Genomic DNA, 22,289 nt, shown 5'->3' with positions numbered 1-22,289 from the left:
TTGCTTTCGTCCGCCTGTCAGGTGCGTGACCAATCCTGATGGGCGAGCCGGATGCCAGCAGTGGGTGTGTATGCACATGCCCCTGCCATGTCGGAGGTTGTCGCGGCAGGCGATCCGGCTTTCAATCCCCTTCGCCGCGTTGCGCAAATTGTCTCGGAGGCTGTGATCTTGCTGCAACAGTGCTACGGTATTGCACGCAGTTTGCAGTCTTGCCCGGAAGAATTCAGGTGTTTGCCGAAGGAAATGCAATGTTGCATTTCGGCATGTCGGGTGCCGCAAAATTGCTCTGCGTATCGCTGCGGTGAAATCGTGTTGCGTGCGGGTGCTGCGCCGCATCGAATGGATTGACCGCATGAGCACCGGCTTTTAACCGGGTGCTTAAATCGGCCGGATGGCCGCCGCCGGGCTATTGTGACGCGGAATTAAGCATTTGGTGCCTGGAAAGTAGGCACGGGCGAAAGGGATTGTGGATGAAACTGGATAGCAGCATGGCCGCGGTCGTTACCGGCGCGGCGTCCGGGCTGGGTGCCGCCACTGCGCGGGCGCTTGCGGCGCAGGGTGTCAAGGTTGCGGTGTTCGACCTCAACGTGGAGGCAGGGGAAGCTGTCGCCGCGGAGATCGGCGGCGTGTTCTGCGAGGTCAACGTCACGGACGATGCCAGCGTCGACGCAGGCTTCGCCAAGGCTCGCGCCGCGCATGGACAGGAACGTATCCTCGTCAACTGCGCGGGCATCGCGCCGGCCGCCAAGACGGTGGGCAAGAACCGCGAGACGGGCGAACCGCGCGCACATGACATGGCGCTGTTCGAGAAGGCCATCGCCATCAACCTCGTCGGTACGTTCCGTTGCATCAGCAAGTCGGCGGCGGGCATGGTGACACTCGATCCCCTGGACGAGGCCGGTTCGCGCGGAGCCATCGTCAACACCGCGTCGGTCGCGGCTCAGGACGGGCAGATCGGGCAGGCGGCCTATGCGGCATCCAAGGGCGGCGTCCTTGCCATGACCCTGCCGGTCGCGCGCGATCTCATGGGCGAGGGTATTCGCGTCAACACGATCCTGCCGGGCATCTTCGAGACGCCGATGATGGCGGGCATGCCGCAGCAGGTGCAGGATGCGCTCGCGGCGATGGTTCCCTTCCCCAAGCGACTGGGCAAGCCCGCCGAATATGCCAAGCTGGCGCTCTTCATGCTGGAGCACGACTATATGAACGGCGAATCCGTCCGCCTCGACGGCGCGATCCGACTGGGGCCGAGGTAAAGGCCGCAAGGGCGCGCGGGCCGATGGCGCAGGGCACTTCCTCCACCGAATCCGGCACGCCGCCTCCCGGCGCGCGGGCGCAGCTGCTGGAAACGGCCAGCGCGATCATGCGCGATGGCGACGTGATCGACATCTCGCTGTCCGAACTGTCGCTGCGCTCGGGGCTCAATTCCGCGCTGGTGAAATATTACTTCGGCAACAAGGCCGGGCTGCTCAAGGCGCTGCTCGACCGTGACTGGCAGGCCATCGTCACCAGCGTGGACGCGCTGCTGGCGAAGGACGGCTGGTCGCCCGAGGCCAAGTTGCGGCGCCATCTCTGGAAGGTCGTCGATACCTTCTACGAAGTGCCTTATCTCAACCGCCTGACGATGCGGATGGTGCGCGAAAGCGACGATGCCGAGGCGCGCCGCATCGCCGACTGCTATCTCTCGCCGATCTACCGCGCCTATGAACAGCTCATCGGCGACGGGGTGCGGGCGGGTGTCTTCCGTGAAATCGATCCGCAACTGTTCTACTTTACGGTGACCGGGGCGGTGGATCGGTTCTTCTCGGCGCGGCTGGTGCTGAAGCATTGCTTCGACCAGGACACATTGACCGAGGAACTGCGCGACCGCTACCGCGAGCACACGATCGACATCATCATGGCAGGTATCCTTGCGCGCTGAGAAAAGCAGCTTCTGGCACATCGGCATCATCGGCGGCTCCGGCCTGGCTGCCGGCATCGAACTGGAGGATGCGCAGGAGATCGCCGTCTCCAGCCCCTTCGGCCAGGCGTCCGGCCCGGTTACGATCGGGCGGCTGGGCGAGGTGCGCTTCACGTTCATCGCCCGCCACGGCGCCGGCCATGCGATACCGCCGTCGGCCGTGAACTACCGCGCGAATATCGACGTGCTCAAGCGTTGCGGCGTGACGGACGTTCTGGCGCTCTCGGCGATCGGTTCGCTGCGCGAGGAGATGGCGCCGGGCCATATCGTCATGGTGGACCAGTTCATCGACCGCACGGCGGGCCGTGCCGGCAGCTTTTTCGGCACCGGCCTTGTCGCGCATGTCAGCCTTGCAGATCCGACCTGTCCGCGGCTTTCGGCCATGGCCGGGGCGGCGGCGGAGCTGGCAGGCGCGCACGTGCATCCGGGCGGATGCTACCTTGCCATGGAAGGGCCGCAATTCTCGACCCGCGCGGAAAGCCGCATGTATCGCGGCTGGGGTGCGGACGTCATCGGCATGACCGCCATGCCCGAGGCGCGACTCGCCCGTGAGGCGGAACTGCCTTACGCCGTGCTGGGCATGGTTACCGACTACGATTCATGGCGCGAGGAAGAGGCCGGCGTCGAAGTGAGCCATGTCCTGGAGGTCATGCATGCCAATGCCCGCCTGGCGCGTCACGCGCTGAGGGCGCTGGCTGCCAGCCTGCCTGCGCGGCGGGAGCCGAGCCCGATCGACACCGCGCTCGAACATGCGCTCATAACCGCTCCGGAAGCCCGTGATCCGGCGCTCGTCGCCCGGCTGGACGCAGTGGCCTGCCGCCTGTTCGGCGAGCGGGACTGACGCCGCTCGGCACCGCCATCAGTGCGACGGCGGCGGGTGCGGGTCTCCGCCGGAGAATGCGTCCGCGATCGAGCAGGCCGCCGGGCCGAGGATGACCACGAAGAGCGTGGGCAGGATGAACAGGATCAGCGGAACGGTCATGATCGCGGGCAGGCGCGCGGCCTTCTCCTCGGCGCGCATCATGCGTTCGTTGCGGAATTCGGCGGAGAGCACGCGCAGCGCCGAGGCGAGCGGGGTGCCATAGCGCTCGGTCTGGATCATGGTGGTGACGACGCCGCGCATCGCGTCGAGATCGACGCGGTAAGCGAGGTTCTCGAACGCCTGCCGACGCTCGGTGAGGAACGAGAGCTCGATCGAGGCGAGCGAGAACTCCTCGCCCAGTTCGGGGTAGGCGCGGCCCAGTTCGCGGGCGACACGGTCGAAGGCGGCGTCGACGGTGAGGCCGGCCTCCGCGCAGATCACCAGCAGGTCGAGCGCGTCGGGCAGGCCCTTGCGGATCGCGTCGGTCCGCTTGGTGATCATGTTCTTGATGAAGACGTCCGGGCCCTTGTAGCCGGCGATCAGCATCGCGGCGAAGCCCATGAACTTCTTGAAGCTGCTCCATTCGGGAAAATAGTCGATCGCGTAGATGACCAGCGCGGCGGTGCCGCCCATCACGATCGGCGCGACGAGGCGGGCGAAGACGACCGCGACGGCCCATTCCTTGTTGCGGATGCCCGCTTGCGCCAGCTTCTGCTCGATGTCGCGAAGCTGGCTGTCCTGAAGCACCTTGAGCGAGCCAAGGAAGGCGCCCATGCGGTCGGTCGTATCGTTGCGGCGGACCACGCTCTGGCGCTTGCGCGGGGCGGTGGCGATCCCGGCCTTGAGCGCTTCGCGGCGCTGGTTCAGCGCTTTCACGCGCTTGGCCATGGGATCGCGCACGGTCACCGCGGCATAGATCGCCAGCAGCACCGAGGCGGCGGCAACGATGGCGAGCAGCGTGCCGACGAAGATCACGTCGAAGCCGAGGAGCGTCGGACCGGCGGGTTGGTTTGGCATCTTGCCTGCTATCCTTCGCTCAGATCTCGAAGCTGACCATCTTGGCCATGATGAAGGCGCCGATCCCCATCCACACCGCGCCGCCCATGCCGGCGACCATCAGGCGCTCGTCGATGAAGAACTTGCCGATGTAGCCGGGGTTGATCCACCATATCATGCCGAAGACGATGAAGGGCAGGGCGCCGACGATATAGGCCGAAGCCTTCGATTCCGAGCTCATCGCGCGGATCTTGAGCTTCATCTGGGCGCGCTTGCGCAGTACGTCGGCAAGGTTCGCAAGGGTTTCGGCGAGGTTGCCGCCGGTTTCCCGCTGGATCGCCAGCGTGATGCAGAAGAAGTTGAATTCTGGGATTTCGAGCCGATCGGCAGTTTCCTGGAGGGCGTCCTCCATGGTCTTGCCGATCTTGATGCGCTCGGTCACGAGCTTGAATTCCTGGCCCACCGGGCCGGGTATTTCCTTGGCGACCACGCCCAGCGTCTCGGTGACGGGCAGGCCGGAGCGCAGGCCGCGCACGAGCAGTTCGATGGCGTCCGCGAACTTGACGATGAAGCCGTTGGTGCGGCGCGCAATCAGCTTGTTCAGCACGAAGTGCGGCACGCCGCCGCCGATGAACAGGCCCACTGCCAGCGCCAGCAGCGGGGCGCCGGACTTCAGAAAGACGAGCGCGGCGACGACCAGGCCCACTCCGGCCGAAACCGAGATGTACTGCTTCAGCGTCCAGCTCCTGCCGGAGCGGTGCAGGCGCAGGGCCAGCGCGTCGATCCGAGAGCCCGAGCCCGCCGTGCGGTGGACCTTGGGCTTGCGGGCCGCCACGGCCTTGCGCATCTGCGCTTCCATCCGGTCCGTCGCGCTCTGCGAATGGCGATAGCGGACGGCCTTCAGCCGGCGTGACGATTCCTTGGCCGGAGACGGGCCGGAGAATGCCGCCAGGATGAGCCCGATCATGTTCAGCAGGCCAACCGCCACCAGCAGAAGCTGCATCATGTTCATCTACGCCCGCCTTCCGTGAACCGCGCGCCTCAGCGGGCGGCGGTTTCCTTCCGGGCGGCCTTGCCCATGAAGGACTTGAGATCGAACTTGCCGAGCAGCGACGTCTTGCCGGCGGTGCTCTTGCCGGGCTGCGCCTTTCCGGCAGAAGCCAGTTCCGCCGCCTCGCCGCCTACCTCGATGATGAGCGCGACAGGTCGCGCATCGCCGCACCCGCCCGGTTCGAGCGGTTGGCGTCGGCAAAAGTCTGGCCGAGCTTGGCTGCCATCGAGGCGGCCTTGAGGTCATAGGGGATCGAAAGCTGGATCGGCGCCTCGATCGAGGCTTCGAAATCGGCGCGGGTGATTTCCGCAAGGCTCGGCTGGACCTTGTTGGCCACCAGGATCACGCGGGCCTGCGGCGCATTCGCCTTGAGCCAGGACAGGATGCGGATCGTGTCGCGCGCCGAGGCGAGGCTGAGTTCGACCACCAGCACCACCACGTTCACATTGGCGACGAGCTGGGGGAAGTTGATCAGCATGTTGCGCGGCATGTCGATCACGGTCATCTCGAAGGCCTGCCGGAACTCTTCCTCAAGCTGGAGGAAGGCGGCGCCGTCGGTCATCAGCGGGGTGCTGATCGGCGCTTCGGCCGAAAGCAGCGCGAGATTGTCGTTGGCCCGGATCATGGCGCGTTCGATGAACAGGCCGTCGATGCGGCTGGGGTTCTCGATCGCGTCGGTCAGGCCGCGGCCCGGTTCGAGATCGAGGCAGAGCGCGCCGGTGCCGAAATGGATGTCGAGGTCGAGCAGGGCGGTCGGCAGCTTGTTGTCGGCGCTGAACAGCCATGCGATCGAAGTGGCCAGCGTGGATGCGCCGACACCGCCGCGCGTGCCGATCACGGCGGTGGAAACATGGCTTCCGGCGGACCCGGCCTCCGACGGGCGCGGTGCGGAGAACACGGCCTGCGCATGGGCCAGCGCATCGCGTACCTGCCCGGGCGAGAGGGGCTTGAGCAGGTAGTCGTGAATGCCGCTGGCGAGCAGGTCGCGGTAGAGGCGCACGTCGTTGACCTGGCCGATGGCGATCACCACCGTGCCCGGCTCGCAGACTTCGGCCAGCGCGTTGATGTCGTTCAGCGGATCGCCGCTTTCCGACAGGTCCACCATCAGGATGTTCGGGCTCGCCGTGATCGACAGGGACTGGACCGCGTTGCGCAGCCCCCCCTTGTTGCACTTCTCCGGCTGCCAGCCCATTTCGAGGGCAATCGGGCGCAGCACGTCGAGCGAGGCCTCGTCGCAGAGATAGGCGGCGAAGGGGTCGCGTCCGCTCGGGCCACCGGATTTCCAGGGTGCGTTCATGACTCAGTTGTCCTTGCTGGAAGTCGCCTTGACGGTGGCCCCGCCGGTGGGCGCCGCGTTACGATAGGCGTCGATCGCCTTGGATGCGCTCATCACCGTGGTCTGGCCGGTCGTCTGCGCGCCGTGGAGCAGGTCCTCCGGGTTGGCGATCATCGCGGCGAGATTGGAATTGGTGGCGCAGCCGTAATTGCTGGTCAGGCCGTTGTTCGGATTGAAGTCGCTCTTGGCAGACCAGTCGGGGCAGCCGGGCACCGACGCCCGGGTACGGGCCACCACGATGCGTGCGCTGCCGGCGGTGACATATCCCTCGGTAACGGGGGTGCCCTCGGCCAGGGTCAGGCCGTAGCGTCCGGCCACGGCTTCCACCGCGCTGCGCACGGCGGGATTGCCCGAGGGATCGTCGATGAAGACGCGGTCGCCGTACTTGAGTCCCATCGCGTCGAACCAGCCGGCAAGACGGCTCTGCTCGCCCTGCGCCAGCCCACTGTCGCCCGCTCCATTGCCGTTCGTGGCGAGGTCGAGCGTGTAGTTCACTTTCTCGACGACCGGCTGGTGCACGCTGTTCATCGAACGGTTGGTGGCCATGCCGCCGCAACCGGCTACGAGCAGGCCGAGCGAGAGGGCGATCGAGCCGGCAACGAGGCGCCCGGACCGCGCAATCTGGATGGACATCGGGTTCATCTTTCTCACTTCAGGCTGAAGCCGGGCTGGGGGGCGGTGCCAGTGGCGGCGGAGCGCTTCGACTTGCCCTGTGCGGGAGCGGACCCGTCGGCATCGCCGATCCCGGGCGCGGCGGCGGCGGGGGCGGGCTGGCCGCCCTTGCCCTTGCTCACCCCATCGCTCTCCATGTTGCCGAGGAGGCGTTGCAGGTCGTTCGGCGCGTTGAAGCCGTCTGTCGGCAGCACGATCTGCGAGGCGTCCACCGGGTTGACGAGGTAGGGCGTGACGATGATGACCAGTTCGGTCTCGCCGCGTTTGTAGCTGGTCGAGCGGAACAGCGAGCCGAGGATCGGCAGGTCGCCCGCGCCCGGCAGCTTCTGGATGGTGTTCTGCGAATTGTTGCTCAGCAGGCCCGCGATCATGAAGCTCTGGCCCGAGCCGAGTTCCACGGTCGTCTCGGTGCGGCGCACGGTGAGTGCCGGCACTTCGTACCCGTTGAAATTGACCGCGCCCTGGCTCGAAAGCTCGGAGACCTCTGGGCGCACGCGCATCGAGATACGGCCGTTGGCCAGCACCGTGGGCGAATAGCTTAGGCTGACACCGTACTTCTTGTATTCGATCGAGGTGGTGCCGAGGGCCTGGCTGATCGGGATCGGATATTCACCGCCCGCCAGGAACTCCGCCGTCTCGCCTGAAAGGGCGGTGAGGTTGGGCTGGGCGAGCGTGGTGACGAGGCCGATGGTCTCGCCCGCGTCGAGCGAACCGAGGATGTTGACCCCGAACAGCTTGCCCGCTGCGGCAAGAGTGGAACCGGTGGTGATCGGATTGACGCCGGAAGCGCCGTCGGGCGGAGTGGCCGTGCCGAGAGATCCGCCGGGGACATGCTGCTCGAACCATCCGCTGCGGCCCTGGCCGACGCCGAACTTGAACCCGCCCGTGCTGTCCACGGTGGTCAGGTTGGTCTGGAGCGACTTCACCAGCGAGCGGCTGACTTCGGCGATGCGGACCTGGAGGTTGACCTGAAGCGGGGTCGCCATGCGCAGGCGGCTGATGACGTTCGAATCCTTGCCCGCGTAGGCCTGGACGAGACGCTCGGCCTCGGCCGCGTCTTCCGGGGTCTTGATCGTTCCCGTAAGCAGGAAGGTGTTCGAGCCCATCGTGGAAACGCCGATCTTCGCCTCGGGCATGGCGAGCCGCAGCATGGCGTCCACGCTGTCGAGGTTGGAGCCGACCCGGACGGTTGCCGACCAGATCACCGCGCCCGCCGAATTGCTGGCGTAGACGGTGGTGGTGCCGCCCGCCTTGCCGAAGACGTAGAGCTGGCGGGCGGATTTGACCTGCACGTCGGCCACCGCGTCATTGGCGACGAAGACGTCGGCCATGGCGCCCGGCACGTTGACGAGTTGGCCGTTGCCGATCGAGAGCGTGAGATCCTGCGCGGGCTGGACGACGGACTGGGCGCTGGCGGGCGTTGCCGCGATCGGCGAGGCCAGCGGCGCAATCGCGCAGGCGGCGACCAGCATGGACTTGAGAAGGCGCGTCTGCATCGTGTGATCCTTCGTCGGATGGATGCGGCCAATGGCGGTGAGGACAGGCATCAGCGGCTGCTCACGGGGACTTCGACGGTTTCCTTGCCGCGCGTGACGCGGACGACGGGCCCCGTGCGGACCGGCGCAGCCGAGGACGGGCCCTGCGGCGCGCTGGCGACAGTGACCGTGCGCGCGGCTACTTCCGTGCTCGTCGCCGGGCGGCTGGAGCGCTGGAAGCGGGAAACGTCGCCGCCGGTCATGTAAGTGGAGATCCCTTCGAGCGGGCGCTCCATGGCCTGCTTCATGATCTTCTCTTCCTGCTCGCGGGTGGCGCCTTCGGGCACCTTGATGTCGCCGCTGGCGAGGATGCGCTCGAACTCTCCCTGGTTGTCGGCGATGGCGCGCAGCGAGAGGCTGAGCGTGCCGATCTCCTGCGCCACGGCGACTTTCTCGGCGATGCGCGGCGTGACTTCGAGCGTGACGGTGCTGAAGGCGTGAACCACGGTCTTGCCGTCCACCACTTCGTTGTCGGTGGCCTGGTCGGTGGCGAGCACGCGCAGGTTGCGCAGGATCGTTTCCGAGGCGCGCAGGGCGTCGCCGCCGTCGCTGCCGCGCACTTCCTGCGTCAGCACGAGGTCTACATGGTCGCCGGGGAAGACGAAACCGCCCACGCCGGTCTTGGCGGAAACGGGAATGGTCACGGCGCGCATGCCGGGGCCGAGCGCGGCGGCAAGGAAGCCGCGATCGCCCGGCGCCACCAGCGCGCCCTGCGTCACCGGCTGGCCGGCGGTGATCTGGAAGCGGACGACGGTGCCGAGCAGCTTCTGCATGTCGGATTCGCCGTCGATGAAATAGGCGTCCTTCACCAGTTCCTTCGGCCAGTCCTGATAGGACACGGCGTCGGCGGTGATGATCGTGCCCACCGGCAGGGCGCGCTGGGCGACGAGGACCTTGGGGCCGGTCGGCTGGGCCTGCTGGGCGGCCTCCGCCTGGGGCGCGGCTGCCCCGGCGAACATCGAGCGGGCTGCCATCGCGGTCACCACTGCAATCAGCAGCGCGGTGGCCAGCAGCACCAGCTTCTTCCTATCCATGCTTATGCGACCCCTTCAGAATACCCGAGTCCCGAAATCCTCGAGCAAGTCCCTGCATTTTCATCCGGATTGGTTAAAATCGGGTTCATCCAACAAGGCTGGTGGAAAGCGCCTGCTCTCCCATCACCCAGAGCGCGGCCGCCGAGATCGCGACTCCGTAGGGAATGGGGAGGCGGGACTTCTGGCGGCGCATGATGTGGCGGAAGCCCGACAGGAACAGCGCAGCCACCGCGAGCGCGGCAAGGGCGAGCATCCAGCCCTGCGGGACCGCCGCATGGATCGCGGAGAGTCGTTCCGGCGAAACCACCGGCCGGTGCACGGCAAGGGCATAGACGATGGCTCCCGCCGCCCAGACCCAGCCGAGCGCGGCGAGCCAGCCCAGTGCGTCCCGCAGCTTCTCGCCGGGAACGCGCTCCATGTTGAAGGCGGCCATGGCGATCGAGGCGCCGCCGCCGATCATCGCCATCAGCACGATGAGCTGCCCGAAACTGGCGGGCACGAACCACAGCGCCAGCGCGGCGAGCAGCTTGACGTCGCCGCCGCCCATCTGGCGCAGCGCGAACAGCACGCAGGCCAGCGCGAAAGTCACGGCGGCAAGGCCGATCTGCCATGCGATGTCGGCCCAGCCGAAACCGGCGGCCCACCACCACAGCGGGGCGGCAAGGGCAATGGCGAGATTGAGCCCGTTGCCGATCTCCCGCCGCCTGATATCGGTGAAGGCGGCGCGCAGCAGGGCGATTGCCAAGGCCAGCAGCAATGCATACGAAAAGGCTGTGCCCGGCATTCGTGAATTCCCCTTTGCCCGTGCCACGATCTAGCGGATACCGCTTACCAAACAGTAACCACTGTGCTGAGGCCGAATTCGCCACGTGACCATTGAAACCCTTGAGAACAAGCCCGTTTCCCCAGAGCCTGCAAGCGCCGCGCGCGCCCGCCGGGCGATCCCGGAAGATGCGGTGGAAAGCCGCTGGAACGGTCCGTCCGGGCCGGAACCGCTGCGCCGGATCGACTGGCCGGCGCCGTCCGCTCCCCGCGGCTCGCTGCTGTTCCTGCCCGGGCGGGCGACACTTACGAGAAATGGCTCGAATCGCTTGATCAGTGGCACCGGGAAGGCTGGGCGGTCAGTTCGATCGACTGGCGCGGACAGTCGCTGAGCGGGCGGTTGGGTTTCGATGCCACAACCGGGCACGTCGGCGATTTCGGCCTCTGGATAGACGACCTTGCCGCTTTCTGGAGCGCCTGGGCGGCGGAGCGGCCGGGGCCTCATGTTCTCGTCGGCCATTCGATGGGCGGTCATCTCGCCATGCGGGCGGTGGCGCAGGGCAAGGTCGCCCCGGACGCGCTCGTGCTGTCCGCGCCGATGCTGGGCATCCATCCTGCATGGCTGCCCGCGAACCTGCTCCATGTCGCCGCGCGCGGGCTTGCGGCGCTGGGCGATCCGCGCCGTCCGGCATGGAAGCATAACGAGAAACCGGGTCTGTTGCCGCAGGCCCGCTCACGCCTGCTCACTCATGATGACGACCGCTATGCCGACGAGGCATGGTGGCGCCGCGAACGGCCGGGAATCGCGATGGGCCCGGCAAGCTGGGGCTGGATCGAACGCGCGCTCGCCTCGATACGCCTGCTGGAGGGCAGGGGCGTGCTTGAGGCGGTGGAGGTGCCGGTGCTGCTGCTGGCGACACGGCATGACGGGCTGGTGTCATGGCCCGCCATTCGCCGTGCCGCGCGGCGTCTGCCGAGGGCCGAACTCGTCGTCTTCGGGGGCGAATCGCGCCACGAAATCCTGCGCGAAAGCGATGTCGTGCGAGACCGGGCGCTCTCTGCCATACGGGACTTCCTGAACCGGACTGCGCCCGCTAGGGGCTGAAACCCTTATGGATGCGAGGTTCGATATCGTCATAGTGGGCGCCGGCATGGCCGGTGCCTCGCTGGCCGCCCGCGTGGGCGCGCAGGCACGGGTGCTGGTGATCGAGGCCGAGGAAAGCCCCGGTTACCACGCCACCGGACGCTCCGCCGCGTTCTGGACCGAAAGCTACGGCGGCCCGCAGGTCAAGCCGCTGACCACCGCCTCCGGCCCGGAACTGCGGGCCCCTTGGCGTCCTCGCGCCGCGCGGCGCACTCACCATCGGGCGCGGGGGGCAAGAGCGCGAGATATCCGATTTCGCCGAGACATATGGCGCGGTCGGCATCGATGTCTCGGTGCTGGGGCGTGCGGAAATCGCGGCGCGCATACCCGATCTGCGGCCGGAATGGACTTGCGGCGTGCTGGAACCGAGCACGTGCGACATCGACGTTGCCCGCCTGCACCAGCACTATCTCGCCGCCGCACGCAGGGCCGGCGTGGACCTGTGGTGCCGCTCCGGCCTCGCCGCTGTCGAGCGCGTTTCCGGTGGCTGGGCGCTCTCACTGGCCGACGGCCGCCACGTGGGCTGCGACCTGCTGGTCGATGCCGCCGGTGCCTGGGCCGATCCGGTGGCGGAGAAGGCGGGGGTGCGCCCGCTCGGTATCGCGGCCTATCGCCGCACGATAGCGCAAGTCGCAATCGAACCTGCCGCGCCTGACAGCCTGCCGCTCGTTCTCGACGTTTCGGGCACGTTCTACTTCAAGCCCGAGAGCGGCCGCCTCTGGCTGAGCCCTCACGATGAGACGCCCAGCACCCCGTGTGACGCCGCGCCCGAGGAACTTGACGTGGCGCTCGCCGTCGACAGGTTCGAGCAGGTCGTGGATCGCCGGGTTCGCCGTGTCGAGCATCGCTGGGCGGGCCTGCGCTCCTTCGCGCCGGATCGCTTGCCGGTCTATGGCTTCGATCCCGATGACGATGCGTTCTTCTGGTTCGCCGGGCAGGGCGGCTTCGGGATACAGACCGCGCCCGCCGCTGCGCAGCTTGGCGCCGCCCTGCTGCTGGGCGCGGCCGGGGGCGCGATCGAGCCCGCTCTGTTCGCGCCGGGCCGGTTTCGGCGGCGATAGTCGGCAGGCCTGTTTTCCCTTTCCACTTCGCCGGGAAACTTGCACAAGTGCGCACAGGGTGTGTTCCTGCAAGGAGACCTGAGATGGCTCATCGCTTTGAAATCCGCCAGAACAAGGCGGGCGAATATGTTGCCTACTTCCTCTACAATTCCGAAACCATGTTCTGGACGGAAGGCTATTCGAGCAAGGCTTCCGCGAAGAACGCGATCGAATCGATCAAAAAGAACGGTCCCCCTGCCGACGTGGTCGATACGACCACAGGCTGATCCTCACTCGTTGTTTTCGGCCTCGGCGCCGCGCTCGGCGGGTTTCCTGCCGGGCGCGACGAAGTGCCATGCCAGCAGCACCGGCTCCAGCACGGCCATGCCGACGAAGATGCTCGCCAGCCGGTGGACGGCGGGCATGATCCGGGCATCGGCGTAGGAATCGGGCACGAGCACGACCAGCACGGCAAGCGTGAACTGCAGGCCCAGGTAAGTGACGTTCGGGAGGCCGTTCTCGATATGGCGGCCGATGACGATGCCAAGGCAGGTGCCCGCGATCAGGACGGGCGTGCTGCCCTGTGCCAGCAGCAGCACTGCAAGCGAAAGGCCGCCGCCCGCCAGGCAGCCGAGCGTGCGCTGGAACAGGCGCCGCGTCACCGGCACGAAGCCGCTCGCGCCGATGCCGGTCACGGGAACGATCATCACCGCCATCACGGTCACGGCGGCCTGCGCCATCTGCGGCATCTGGAACAGGGCGTGGAGCACCGGCAGCACGGCGATGGCGATACCGGCCTGCGCTGCGTGGCGCGCGGCGTGGGGGTGCCATTTCATCCGGTCCGGCGCGGGTTTGCGGCCCGCCAGCCACTTCCTGCCCGAAAGCGTTGCGGCGGAAAGGCTGACGATCACGCAGGCCACGGTGCCCGCGATCACCTCGAGCATCCGGGTCTGCGCGAAGTGGATGGTGTCGAGGTCGGGATGTTCGAGCTTGTCCAGCAGGATCATCTCGAACGTCAGTCCGAACAGCAGCCATGCATAGGCGCGCCGGGCGGTAATCATGCCGTAGAGGCCCACCGCGCCCACCAGCGCCGCGCTCGCCATGGCGAGCGGCAGGGAGTGGGCGGCATAGGGCACGATCGCCAGGGCCAATAGCGATCCGATCGCGGTTCCCGCAATGCGCAGCACGCCGCGCAGCAGGGTTTCCGCAGTCTCGCTCTTGAGCAGGACGAAGGCCGTGAAGGCGGCCCACGCAACCATCTGCGCACCTATCAGGTGCGCGATGAGGATAGCCAGCATGACCGAGGCCACGCAGGCCCATTCGTCCGCCATGCGCGGACCCGGCGTCACCAGCGCGCGGGCTTCCCGCTTGAGCGCGTCCGCAAAGCCGCGAGGCGCTGTAAGCCGGTGGTCGAAGGCATGTGGCACGCGCCGGGATTAGCCGCGCTTCACGGCGCTGACAACCATTCGACGGGGAGCGCTATCTTCGTTCAGCAGGGAACTGGGACTGGCAGGCATATGCCGGATTGTCGACGGCCTTGCGAACCTCGAAGACAAGGTTGGTGAAGGCGACCGGATCGGTAACCGGATTTCCGCCTTGCGGCACCGAGACGGAACCCCCGCTGCACGCCATCTGGAGCCGGAGCCGCTGTGCTTCGTCGCTTTGCTCCATGGTGATGATGGAGGCGAGGATGGAGGGAAGCTTCGAGGACTGCTTCAGCCCGTTCATGGTGAATTCGGCATAGTGGTCATTGTTCTGATCGAACAGGACCAGCTGCGCGGCTGTCGCCGTTGCCGCCTCCGGCGCCTTGCTCCTGGATGTGGCAGACCCCGTTCCCTCGGCGCTGATCGTGGCGAGATGCGATTTCGTGCGATAGTAGCCTTCGGCGACCAGCGATTGTGCGGCCGATGCTCCGCCGTCGCCCAGATTGAGCTTCACGTTGCCGTTGATCGCCTTCAATTCCGGCAGGCCCGACTTGTAGCTGATGCGGGCGTTGGGGCGTGGATTGAGACACGCTGCGGCGAGCATGTCGTTCATCTCCTTCGCTGCCGCGAGGATCGCGGGCGAAGGTCGATTTTGCCTTCCTTTACGGAGCGGTCGACCTTGCGAAAATTGATGACTTGCGGGCATATGGCGGGGGGCGTGACCGGTCTCTTGGCGAGGCTTCGGCGCCAGCGCTCGAACGCGGCCGACATGCGGCCCGAGGCCGTCTGATAGTAGGCCTGAGTGACAGTGGGTTGCATGTCCAGAGCGCAGAGCAGTGCGCTCTCGGGGTCGAGATCGTCGGTCTTGCAATTGGCCGGTCTTCCATTGGCATCTTTCAGACTGTCAGGTGCGATGCCGATGATGGATGCGGAGAATTGCGTGATCCCGGCCTGGCCGGCGGCGTTGGCGGGCAGGCCGAACAGTACGCCGTTGCCGTCGATCCGTGCGTCGCGCTGCTTGGCGAAGAGCACGTAACCGAAACCGATCTGATACTCGAGCTGGACACTGTCGACCTTGCGGATCACTTCGGTGTAGTGGAGTTCTTCGCCGGTTCCCCAGAACGTCAATCCGCTGCCGACGCCGAGGAATCCGGCGCTGGCCGACCGTTCCCGGTTGCTTCTCGCATAGCGCTCGAAATGATCGAGGCATGTCTGGCCGGAATTCGCGTAATCGCGCCTGATCGCGGCGATTTCCAACTGCCAGCCGTTTTCGGGACCTGCTTCCTCCAGCGTGGTGGGCGAGGCATCACGGGCCACTGCCGGAGCGGTTGCAAACGTCAGGCCCAGCGCGAAAACGCCGCGCGGCAGCCAGCGTACAGATTTACGATTCATGATTCGATCCCCCCTCAGAGACTGGGAGGATCATATGGAGAATAGAGACAAGCGCCAGTCATAAGCGCTTTGTCGATGCTGCCTAAGGGGGTTATTCAGTATTATCCGGCCATGCGTGCTTGTGCGCTACGGGACTATTCGCTTTTTTCGGACCTGCGCGAACATCGAGCTACTTGCCTGCGGCGACCGCCGCGTCACTGGCGAGCTTGTCCACGCGCTCGTTCTCGGCGTGGCCGGAGTGGCCGCGGACCCATTCCCACTGGACCTTGTGGCGGGCGACCGCCTCGATCAGGTCATGCCAGAGGTCGGCATTGCGGACCGGCTGCTTGCTGGCGTTCACCCAGCCCTTCTTCTTCCAGCCGTGGACCCACTTGGTGATACCGTCGATCACGTATTTGCTGTCGGTCTGCAGCGTGACTTCGCATGGCTCGGTCAGGGCGTTCAGGCCCTTGATGACGGCGGTCATCTCCATCCGGTTGTTGGTGGTGTCGGGTTCGCCGCCGGACATTTCCTTCTCGTGCTGGCCCATGCGCAGCAGCACGCCCCAGCCGCCGGGGCCGGGATTGCCCTTGCAGGCGCCATCCGTGAAAATCTGTACTTGCTTCATGCGCCGAATATCCCGGAATTGGCCGGATCTGCATAGAACTGAAGTCGCCGTGCGAAGGCCATCGGGTCCTTCGGGGTGACAAGGGCGTCTTCCGGCGTGTTCAGCCAGTCGTAGGCGCGGGTGGCGAGGAAGCGCACCGCCGCGCCGCGGGCCAGCACCGGCAGGCTTTCGCGCTCTGCCGGGGTGAGCGGCCGGACGGCCTCGTAACCCTCGATCAGCGCAACGGACAGGTCGGGGCGGAACTGCGTGCCGTCAGTGCTGAAGCACCAGGCCGCATGAGTAACGGCAACATCGTAGGCGAGCAGGTCGGTGCAGGCGAAGTAGAAGTCGATAAGGCCCGTCACCTTGTTGCCCAGCATCAGCACGTTGTCGGGGAACAGGTCGGCATGGATCACGCCGGCCGGAAGGTCCGCCGGCCATTCGCGCGCCAGCACGCCGAGTTCGCGTTCGACGAGGCGGCCGAGTTCGGGGTGGATCGATTCGAGCCCTTCGGCGCCGCAGTCTCCCAACAGCTGCTGCCAGGCCGGCAGGTCGAGCGAGTTGGCGCGGGTCTGGCCGAAGTCCGCCGAGGCGAGGTGGATCTGCGCCAGCGCCGCGCCGACCGCGCGGGCCTGTTCCGCCGTCGGTTCCGACACAGAGACGCCGGGCAGGAACTCGATCAGGGCCAGCGCCTTGCGGCCTTCGCCTTCGCCGATGAAGCGGTGGCTCGCGCCGTCGCGGTCATGCATGGTGCGGGGCACCGGGCAATCGCGGGCGGCCAGATGGTCGAGCAGGTCGAGGAAGAAGGGCAGGTCGGAAATGTCCGTCCGGCTTTCGTATACGGTGAGGATGAAGCGGCGGGCGCTTTCGCCGTGCTGAGTCTCGATCAGCCAGTTGCTGTTGGACACGCCCTCGGCAATGCCTTTTGCGGAGATCAGCGTGCCGACGTCAAAGGTCTCGACGATCGCGGACATTTCTTCCGCGCCGAGTCGGGTATAGACAGCCATTGATGTGGATCCTTCAGCGGGCGAGCTGGCGCGGCAGCTTGAACGTGATGGTTTCCTCTGCGGTCACCCGTTCCTCGGATTCGACCGTGCGCAGTTCCTTGATGCGCGCGATCACTTCGTTCACCAGCGCTTCCGGCGCCGAGGCCCCGGCGGTGAGGCCCAGCGTGGCTATGCCCGTCAGCCATTCCGGCGCGATGTCGCTCGCGCGCTGGATCATCTGGCCGCGCGAACCGGCCCGCTCCGCCACTTCGACGAGGCGCAGGGAGTTCGAGCTCTTGGGCGAGCCGATCACCAGCACCATCTCGCAGTCCGGCGCGATCTGTTTCACCGCGGTCTGGCGGTTGGACGTGGCGTAGCAGATGTCTTCCTGCTTGGGCGCAACGACATCCGGGAAGCGCGACTCGATGGCGGCGATGATCGCTGCGGTATCGTCCACCGAAAGCGTGGTCTGTGACAGATACGCGAGTTCGACGCCTTCCGGCACCCTGACCGTGGCGACATCTTCCACCGTCTCGATCAGCGACATGGTGCCTTCGGGAACCTGCCCGAAGGTGCCGATGACCTCGGGGTGGCCGGCATGGCCGATGAAGAGGATATGACGGCCGTCCGCGATCTGGCGTTCGGCCTGGCGTGCACCTTGCTGACCAGTGGGCAGGTCGCATCCAGCCATTCGAGGCCGCGCGCGGTGGCTTTGCCGGCACCGACTTGGGCACGCCGTGGGCCGAGAAGATCACCGGCACGCCGTCCGGCACCTGGTCCACGCTCTCGACGAAGACGGCGCCCTTGTCCTTGAGATTGTCCACCACGAACTTGTTGTGAACGATCTCGTGGCGCACGTAGACCGGCGCGCCGTAGATTTCGAGCGCACGCTCGACGATCTCGATGGCGCGATCGACCCCGGCGCAGAACCCGCGCGGGGCGGCGATTAGGAGGCGCAGGGGCTGCTCCGAACCGGACGGCACGGGCGCGGACGTAGGCGATGGAAAGGGCGCGTTCATGAATGGGCCTCTAGCGCTTTGCCGCTTGCGCCGCTAGGGCAAGCCGACGTCTTCGAGGAACCTCACGATGAATGCACGCCGCCTGACTGCCACTATCCTCTGCTCCGCCGTCGCGGTGACCGCGCTCAGCGGCTGCGCCAAGAAGGGCGAGATCGTGGTCGATTCGGGTGTGGGCATCACGGCGGTCCGCTCGACCTGCCCGGCGGTCGGCATTCCCGAATATACCGGCGATATCACGCTGTTCCGCGCTCCGAACGATCGCACCGCAGCCAATATCGACGTGGTTGCCGCGATGACCAACGTGCGCACCCAGTGCAACGAACAGAGCGGGGACAAGGTTTTCGCCAAGGTGGACTTCGACATTCTCGCCCGCCGCAACGACACGCAGGGCGCGCGTCAGGTGACGCTGCCCTATTTCGTCTCGGTGCTTCAGGGCGGCACTGCCGTCATTTCGAAGCGCGTCGGCCAGGTGACGGTGAACTTCGCTGACGGCCAGGACCGCGCGCAGGCGCACACCACCGCTTCAGCCTATATCGACCGTGCCGCAGCAACGCTGCCCGCCGATATCCGCGAGCGTATCACCCGCAAGCGCAAGGCCGGCGATACCGACGCGGCCGTCGATCCGCTGTCGGATCCCACCGTGAAGGCCGCCGTTGCGCGCTCCAGCTTCGAAGTCCTGGTGGGCTTCCAGCTTGACGAAAAGCAGCTCGCCTACAACGCCACCCGTTGATCCGGGGCTGATGACCGCCGGGGGCATTGTCTCCCGGCCGGCCATTCAAACTCTATGGAAAACGCCCTTCGCGGCGTTATTAGGCCGGCTCAGTCCGGATCGAGCCCCATGGCCCGTGCGATCGCCCGCCGTGCGCCGTGCGCCATGGTCTTGCGGTTCGTCCGTTCTTCCCCGGTCAGCGGCGGCAGGAAATGCAGGGTGAGCGGAATCGGCCGCCAGCGGGCGAGGATGTGCAGCGCATTGTCGATGCCGGGTTCGTCTCCCACCCAGGCGATCTCGCGCGCTTCCGGGCCATAGTCGAGCCAGACCGGCTGCACGGCGACGTGCCGGTCGTGGCCTTCTATCGCGGAGAGCAGCGAGGATTTGAAGGGCAGCAGTTCGACGCCGCCCGATGTCGTGCCTTCGGGGAACACAGCCAGCGCGCCGGTTTCGTGCATGGCGGCGCGAATTTGCTCGATCTGGATGGACACCGTTGCGCGCTGGTGGCGGGCGATGAACACGGTGTCGTTAAGTTCGCAGAGCCAGCGGAGCGGGCCGAACCCGGCGAGGCCGTCATGCGCGACGAATGCGGTGCCGGTAGCGCCTGCAAGCGCGGGAATATCCAGCCAGCTCACATGATTGGCGATGAAGAAGCTGCCGGGGACGGGCAGCGCGCCCAGTTTCCTGATGCGCAGCCCGCAGATCGTGCCGACCGTGCGCAGGAACAGGCGCGGCACCGGATTGTGTCGGGTGACAGGGGCAAGGGCGTAATAGGCGGGAATGCAGAGCGTGAGCAGCAGCAACAACGCAAAAAGGCGGACCGCGACCAAGGCCCAGCCCCGGGGTGCGATCCGCCTTTTTGAAAGCAGGTCCGGGGCCGGAGCTCGGCCGTCACTTGCGGGTTTCGCCGTCCTCGCGCTCGATACGGACGCCGAAGAGTTCCATGCGGTGGTCGACGAGGCGGAAGCCGAGCTTTTCGGCGATCTGGCGCTGGAGCGATTCCAGTTCCGGGTCGACGAATTCGATGACCTGGCCGGTTTCCACGTCGATCATGTGATCGTGGTGTGCTTCGGGCGCGGCTTCGTAGCGGGCGCGGCCGTCGCCGAAGTCGTGACGGTCAAGAATGCCGGCTTCCTCGAAGAGGCGCACGGTGCGGTAGACCGTGGCGATCGAGATGCCCGGGTCCAGCGCGGTTGCGCGTTCGTGGAGCTTCTCGACATCGGGGTGGTCGGTACTCTCGGAAAGAACCTTCGCGATGATGCGGCGTTGTTCGGTAATCCGAAGGCCGCGTTCAGCGCAGAGGGCTTCGATGTCGATTGGTTGATGCACGTTTGACCTGTATCAATGAAAAGGCACGGCCACCTAGATAGGCGGCCGTGCCCTTAATCACAACCTTCGAACGCCCGTTTGCCGGGCGTAAGTCGGCGCGGCCTGAAATCAGGCGGCAGCCTTGGGCTTGCGGCCGCGGCGCGCGTTGGGCTTGCGGCCCAGGCCGATCTTCTTGGCCAGTTCGCGACGCTTCTCGGCGTAGTTGGGGGCAACCATCGGATAGTCGGCGGGCAGGTTCCAGCGCGCGCGATATTCTTCCGGGGTCATGTTGTAATGGGTCATGAGGTGACGCTTGAGCATTTTCAGCTTCTTGCCGTCCTCAAGGCAGACGATGTAGTCGGGCTTCACCGAAGCGCGCACCGAAACGGCGGGCTCGGGCTTTTCTTCCTCGACGACGGGCGTACCGCCAAGTCCGGCGAGAGCGCCGTAGACATTGGTGATGAGCGTGGGCAGGTCTTCTACGTTGACGTTGTTGTTGCTGACATGAGCTGCAACGATGTCGGACGTGAGCGTGATCAACGTCTCGTTGGCATCAGCCTGAATGATTTCCATTTTACGACCTCTTTTTTTGCGACCATTACTGGATCGGGCGAGCCTTTTAGGCCTGCCGTTTCGCCTTGGACCATTTCAATCTGGAATACAAGATCAATTACAAGTCGTCCCTAATTGTGACAATTGTAACGAAATCAATCCGATTAATACTGTTAGATTCCGTCAGTCTATGTCGCAAGCAAAGGTCAGTGCATCGATTCTCTCGCCGTTCGGTGTACGGTAGTAATCTTTCCGTTCGCCGATGGCATAGAATCCGAAGGTTGCGTAAAGAGACTCTGCCGAGTTTCCTCTTCTCATTTCAAGTAGAAGTCGTTTAGCGCCCCGTGCTCCTGCGGCAAATCTAAGTGCGTCCAATATGGATCGCCCAAGTCCTTTCCGGCGGAACTGCGGATCTACTGCGAGAAGCAGCAACTCTTCTTCTTCGTAGCCCGTTCGCGACAGTGAAAATCCGGCCGCGATTTCCCCTTCCGTCAGGGGTTTTCCTTCGGGCGAAACGAGGAAATAGTGACAATTTCCCAAGGTGAGCGCGTCTTCGACTTGGCGCCTGTTCCATGCCTCGCCCCAGGCCGGGTCGAACGCCGTGGCCATCACGGCCATGATCTGGTCGAGATCGTCAAGCATCCGGGATTATCCTTGCGGTCCGGGAAGGCCGCCGGGCAGCTTGGCGTCGGGCGCGCGGCCATAGAGGGGGCGGGTGTCGGCGGTCAGGGCATGGGCGGGCAGGAGCGGGAAGGCGCGGGCATCCGGCCAGATGGCGAGGGCGGTTCCGTTTCCGCGCGCGGCGACAAGGGCCTGCGCCTGCGTGCCGGCAACCACTTCCTCGGTGACTGCGGCAGCCGCAGCGTCGGGACGCAGGGAGGTGAGGGGCCGGGTCACGCTGCCGTCTTTAGCGAAGCCTTCGATGAACCATTCGCCGTGGCCGCCGGTCATCGCCGTGGCCACCGGAACGGCCCCGGCCTGATCGCGCGCTATCGCCGAGACCATGGCGAGGGTCGAGTATCCGATCACCTCGGAGCCCCAGGCAAGCGCCAGCGCGCGGGCGGCGGCAAGGCCGACGCGCACGCCGGTGAAGCTGCCGGGGCCGAGCGCCACCACGATGCGGGCGGCGCGGCCGCGATCGGGAAGCTGTGCGATCATCGGCACGAGCGCTTCGGCATGGCCGCGCCCGAGCATCCGAAAGTCTCCCGCGAGAAGCGCGTCGTTCTCGAACAGCGCGACCGAACAGGCTTCGGTAGCGCTGTCGATCACCAGTGTGCGGCCGTGGAACGGCTCTGCGGTCGTCTCCGTCGTCACGCCTTCGTCATCCCTTTGGGGTCAGGCGGCGCGGACTTCGGTGACTTCGGGAACGTAGTGCTTGAGCAGGCTCTCGATCCCGTGCTTGAGCGTGGCGCTGGACGAAGGACAGCCCGAGCAGGCGCCCTGCATGGCGAGATAGACCACGCCGTCGCGGTAGCCGCGATAGACGATGTCGCCGCCGTCGTTGGCCACGGCCGGGCGCACGCGGGTCTCGATCAGTTCCTTGATCTGCTCGACGATATCGGCATCGGCGGGATCGTCGCCATAGTCAGCCTCGTCCTCGGCGGGGACCGAGAAGCCGCTGGCGTTGCCGCCTGCGAACAGCGGGGCTTCCGACACGAAATGATCGAGCAGGATCGAGACGACCTGCGGCTTGAGATCAGACCATTCCGAGCCCGGCGCTGCCGTGACCGAAACGAAGCCCTGGCCGAAGAATACGCCGGTCACGTCGCCAAGGTCGAACAGGGCCTGCGCCAGCGGCGAGACTTCTGCGTCCTCGGGCGAGGTGAACTCGCGGGTGCCTGCCGCCATGACCTGCCGGCCGGGCAGGAACTTGAGCGTGGCGGGATTGGGCGTGGCTTCGGTTTCGATATACATGATGCAC

Annotated in this window: 22 protein-coding genes and 4 pseudogenes; 7 read left to right on the top strand and 19 right to left on the bottom strand. The window is 66.0% G+C overall.

Features of this window, described 5'->3' with window-relative positions:
* Positions 1–470 precede the first annotated feature (470 nt).
* From ADT71_RS22760 to ADT71_RS22750, 3 genes are read left to right on the top strand one after another with little or no spacing between them, the layout of a single operon-like run.
* Positions 471–1,256 carry an SDR family oxidoreductase gene (locus tag ADT71_RS22760; protein ID WP_054440562.1) on the top strand — a complete coding sequence of 262 codons (786 nt, stop codon included), beginning with the start codon at positions 471–473 and terminating at the stop codon, positions 1,254–1,256.
* A 23-nt stretch (positions 1,257–1,279) separates the two neighbouring features.
* Positions 1,280–1,921: a TetR family transcriptional regulator gene (locus ADT71_RS22755; protein WP_054440557.1), complete on the top strand. Its 642-nt coding sequence runs from the start codon at positions 1,280–1,282 to the stop codon at positions 1,919–1,921.
* A complete protein-coding gene (locus ADT71_RS22750; RefSeq protein WP_082370506.1) occupies positions 1,911–2,801 on the top strand; it encodes a 5'-methylthioadenosine phosphorylase in 891 nt (296 codons plus the stop codon). Before ADT71_RS22755 ends, ADT71_RS22750 begins: the two co-directional genes overlap by 11 nt.
* A gap of 18 nt (positions 2,802–2,819) precedes the next feature.
* On the opposite strand, the gene ADT71_RS22745 is transcribed toward ADT71_RS22750, so the two are convergent.
* From ADT71_RS22745 to ADT71_RS22715, 7 genes and pseudogenes are all read right to left on the bottom strand, one after another.
* Positions 2,820–3,839, bottom strand: a complete 1,020-nt coding sequence (locus ADT71_RS22745) for a type II secretion system F family protein (protein WP_054440556.1) — start codon at positions 3,837–3,839, stop codon at positions 2,820–2,822.
* Between the two features lie 19 nt (positions 3,840–3,858).
* A complete protein-coding gene (locus ADT71_RS22740) occupies positions 3,859–4,830 on the bottom strand; it encodes a type II secretion system F family protein (protein ID WP_054440555.1) in 972 nt (323 codons plus the stop codon).
* 29 nt (positions 4,831–4,859) lie between these two features.
* A pseudogene (locus ADT71_RS22735) lies at positions 4,860–6,166 on the bottom strand (CpaE family protein).
* A gap of 3 nt (positions 6,167–6,169) precedes the next feature.
* Positions 6,170–6,838 (bottom strand): CpaD family pilus assembly protein, encoded by a 669-nt coding sequence (locus ADT71_RS22730; RefSeq protein ID WP_185996992.1) that lies wholly within the window; start codon positions 6,836–6,838, stop codon positions 6,170–6,172.
* Between the two features lie 14 nt (positions 6,839–6,852).
* On the bottom strand, positions 6,853–8,373 hold the full coding sequence (locus ADT71_RS22725; RefSeq protein ID WP_132469318.1) for a type II and III secretion system protein family protein: 1,521 nt from the start codon (positions 8,371–8,373) through the stop codon (positions 6,853–6,855).
* Positions 8,374–8,423: 50 nt separating this feature from the next.
* Positions 8,424–9,446 carry a Flp pilus assembly protein CpaB gene (gene cpaB / locus ADT71_RS22720; RefSeq protein WP_054440549.1) on the bottom strand — a complete coding sequence of 341 codons (1,023 nt, stop codon included), beginning with the start codon at positions 9,444–9,446 and terminating at the stop codon, positions 8,424–8,426.
* An 85-nt stretch (positions 9,447–9,531) separates the two neighbouring features.
* Positions 9,532–10,230, bottom strand: a complete 699-nt coding sequence (locus ADT71_RS22715; protein WP_054440548.1) for a prepilin peptidase — start codon at positions 10,228–10,230, stop codon at positions 9,532–9,534.
* Positions 10,231–10,321: 91 nt separating this feature from the next.
* Here ADT71_RS22715 and ADT71_RS22710 point away from each other — a divergent pair.
* The 3 genes and pseudogenes from ADT71_RS22710 (at position 10,322) to ADT71_RS22700 (ending at position 12,679) form a co-directional block, all read left to right on the top strand.
* Positions 10,322–11,313: pseudogene (locus ADT71_RS22710) on the top strand (alpha/beta fold hydrolase).
* 7 nt (positions 11,314–11,320) lie between these two features.
* Positions 11,321–12,413 (top strand): annotated as a pseudogene (locus ADT71_RS22705) (NAD(P)/FAD-dependent oxidoreductase).
* Positions 12,414–12,496: 83 nt separating this feature from the next.
* On the top strand, positions 12,497–12,679 hold the full coding sequence (locus tag ADT71_RS22700) for a DUF1508 domain-containing protein (protein WP_054440545.1): 183 nt from the start codon (positions 12,497–12,499) through the stop codon (positions 12,677–12,679).
* 3 nt (positions 12,680–12,682) lie between these two features.
* On the opposite strand, the gene ADT71_RS22695 is transcribed toward ADT71_RS22700, so the two are convergent.
* From ADT71_RS22695 to ispH, 6 genes and pseudogenes are all read right to left on the bottom strand, one after another.
* Positions 12,683–13,819, bottom strand: coding sequence for an FUSC family protein (locus ADT71_RS22695; RefSeq protein WP_231636123.1), 1,137 nt, complete (start codon positions 13,817–13,819; stop codon positions 12,683–12,685).
* Positions 13,820–13,871: 52 nt separating this feature from the next.
* Positions 13,872–14,429: a hypothetical protein gene (locus tag ADT71_RS22690; RefSeq protein WP_054440542.1), complete on the bottom strand. Its 558-nt coding sequence runs from the start codon at positions 14,427–14,429 to the stop codon at positions 13,872–13,874.
* Positions 14,426–15,208 (bottom strand): hypothetical protein, encoded by a 783-nt coding sequence (locus tag ADT71_RS22685; RefSeq protein ID WP_054440541.1) that lies wholly within the window; start codon positions 15,206–15,208, stop codon positions 14,426–14,428. Before ADT71_RS22685 ends, ADT71_RS22690 begins: the two co-directional genes overlap by 4 nt.
* A 169-nt stretch (positions 15,209–15,377) precedes the next feature.
* Positions 15,378–15,815 carry a ribonuclease HI gene (rnhA, locus tag ADT71_RS22680; RefSeq protein WP_054440540.1) on the bottom strand — a complete coding sequence of 146 codons (438 nt, stop codon included), beginning with the start codon at positions 15,813–15,815 and terminating at the stop codon, positions 15,378–15,380.
* Positions 15,812–16,801 (bottom strand): homoserine kinase, encoded by a 990-nt coding sequence (gene thrB, locus ADT71_RS22675; RefSeq protein ID WP_054440539.1) that lies wholly within the window; start codon positions 16,799–16,801, stop codon positions 15,812–15,814. Before thrB ends, rnhA begins: the two co-directional genes overlap by 4 nt.
* A 13-nt stretch (positions 16,802–16,814) precedes the next feature.
* Positions 16,815–17,799: pseudogene (gene ispH / locus ADT71_RS22670) on the bottom strand (4-hydroxy-3-methylbut-2-enyl diphosphate reductase).
* A 67-nt stretch (positions 17,800–17,866) separates the two neighbouring features.
* Between ispH and ADT71_RS22665 the strand changes: the two are divergent.
* Complete coding sequence (locus ADT71_RS22665; RefSeq protein ID WP_054440537.1) at positions 17,867–18,529, top strand: hypothetical protein; 663 nt, start codon at positions 17,867–17,869, stop codon at positions 18,527–18,529.
* 89 nt (positions 18,530–18,618) lie between these two features.
* Here ADT71_RS22665 and ADT71_RS22660 read toward each other — a convergent pair whose 3' ends face one another.
* The 6 genes from ADT71_RS22660 to ADT71_RS22635 form a co-directional block, all read right to left on the bottom strand.
* On the bottom strand, positions 18,619–19,338 hold the full coding sequence (locus ADT71_RS22660) for a 1-acyl-sn-glycerol-3-phosphate acyltransferase (RefSeq protein ID WP_231636122.1): 720 nt from the start codon (positions 19,336–19,338) through the stop codon (positions 18,619–18,621).
* Positions 19,339–19,399: 61 nt separating this feature from the next.
* Positions 19,400–19,837, bottom strand: coding sequence for a Fur family transcriptional regulator (locus ADT71_RS22655; RefSeq protein WP_054440532.1), 438 nt, complete (start codon positions 19,835–19,837; stop codon positions 19,400–19,402).
* A 108-nt stretch (positions 19,838–19,945) separates the two neighbouring features.
* Positions 19,946–20,389, bottom strand: a complete 444-nt coding sequence (locus ADT71_RS22650) for a MucR family transcriptional regulator (RefSeq protein WP_054440529.1) — start codon at positions 20,387–20,389, stop codon at positions 19,946–19,948.
* Positions 20,390–20,551: 162 nt separating this feature from the next.
* Positions 20,552–21,010 carry a GNAT family N-acetyltransferase gene (locus tag ADT71_RS22645; RefSeq protein ID WP_054440526.1) on the bottom strand — a complete coding sequence of 153 codons (459 nt, stop codon included), beginning with the start codon at positions 21,008–21,010 and terminating at the stop codon, positions 20,552–20,554.
* Between the two features lie 6 nt (positions 21,011–21,016).
* A complete protein-coding gene (gene tsaB / locus ADT71_RS22640) occupies positions 21,017–21,682 on the bottom strand; it encodes a tRNA (adenosine(37)-N6)-threonylcarbamoyltransferase complex dimerization subunit type 1 TsaB (RefSeq protein ID WP_054440523.1) in 666 nt (221 codons plus the stop codon).
* 21 nt (positions 21,683–21,703) lie between these two features.
* A complete protein-coding gene (locus ADT71_RS22635; RefSeq protein ID WP_054440521.1) occupies positions 21,704–22,282 on the bottom strand; it encodes a NifU family protein in 579 nt (192 codons plus the stop codon).
* Positions 22,283–22,289 lie beyond the last annotated feature (7 nt).

The organism is Novosphingobium sp. ST904 (assembly GCF_001298105.1).
Taxonomy (GTDB): Bacteria; Pseudomonadota; Alphaproteobacteria; order Sphingomonadales; family Sphingomonadaceae; genus Novosphingobium.
The sequence above is the reverse complement of the archived record's forward strand: the minus strand, read 5'-3'. Positions and strand labels throughout refer to the sequence as shown.

Excerpts from the sequence above, each read along its gene's own strand:
- ADT71_RS22760 (WP_054440562.1), top strand. The coding sequence starts at position 471 with ATGAAACTGGATAGCAGCATGGCCGCGGTCGTTACCGGCGCGGCGTCC.
- ADT71_RS22755 (WP_054440557.1), top strand. The coding sequence starts at position 1,280 with ATGGCGCAGGGCACTTCCTCCACCGAATCCGGCACGCCGCCTCCCGGC.
- ADT71_RS22745 (WP_054440556.1), bottom strand. The coding sequence starts at position 3,839 with ATGCCAAACCAACCCGCCGGTCCGACGCTCCTCGGCTTCGACGTGATC.
- ADT71_RS22740 (WP_054440555.1), bottom strand. The coding sequence starts at position 4,830 with ATGAACATGATGCAGCTTCTGCTGGTGGCGGTTGGCCTGCTGAACATG.
- ADT71_RS22730 (WP_185996992.1), bottom strand. The coding sequence starts at position 6,838 with ATGTCCATCCAGATTGCGCGGTCCGGGCGCCTCGTTGCCGGCTCGATC.
- ADT71_RS22725 (WP_132469318.1), bottom strand. The coding sequence starts at position 8,373 with ATGCAGACGCGCCTTCTCAAGTCCATGCTGGTCGCCGCCTGCGCGATT.
- cpaB (WP_054440549.1), bottom strand. The coding sequence starts at position 9,446 with ATGGATAGGAAGAAGCTGGTGCTGCTGGCCACCGCGCTGCTGATTGCA.
- ADT71_RS22715 (WP_054440548.1), bottom strand. The coding sequence starts at position 10,230 with ATGCCGGGCACAGCCTTTTCGTATGCATTGCTGCTGGCCTTGGCAATC.
- ADT71_RS22700 (WP_054440545.1), top strand. The coding sequence starts at position 12,497 with ATGGCTCATCGCTTTGAAATCCGCCAGAACAAGGCGGGCGAATATGTT.
- ADT71_RS22690 (WP_054440542.1), bottom strand. The coding sequence starts at position 14,429 with ATGAACGACATGCTCGCCGCAGCGTGTCTCAATCCACGCCCCAACGCC.
- ADT71_RS22685 (WP_054440541.1), bottom strand. The coding sequence starts at position 15,208 with ATGAATCGTAAATCTGTACGCTGGCTGCCGCGCGGCGTTTTCGCGCTG.
- rnhA (WP_054440540.1), bottom strand. The coding sequence starts at position 15,815 with ATGAAGCAAGTACAGATTTTCACGGATGGCGCCTGCAAGGGCAATCCC.
- thrB (WP_054440539.1), bottom strand. The coding sequence starts at position 16,801 with ATGGCTGTCTATACCCGACTCGGCGCGGAAGAAATGTCCGCGATCGTC.
- ADT71_RS22665 (WP_054440537.1), top strand. The coding sequence starts at position 17,867 with ATGAATGCACGCCGCCTGACTGCCACTATCCTCTGCTCCGCCGTCGCG.
- ADT71_RS22650 (WP_054440529.1), bottom strand. The coding sequence starts at position 20,389 with ATGGAAATCATTCAGGCTGATGCCAACGAGACGTTGATCACGCTCACG.
- ADT71_RS22645 (WP_054440526.1), bottom strand. The coding sequence starts at position 21,010 with ATGCTTGACGATCTCGACCAGATCATGGCCGTGATGGCCACGGCGTTC.
- ADT71_RS22635 (WP_054440521.1), bottom strand. The coding sequence starts at position 22,282 with ATGTATATCGAAACCGAAGCCACGCCCAATCCCGCCACGCTCAAGTTC.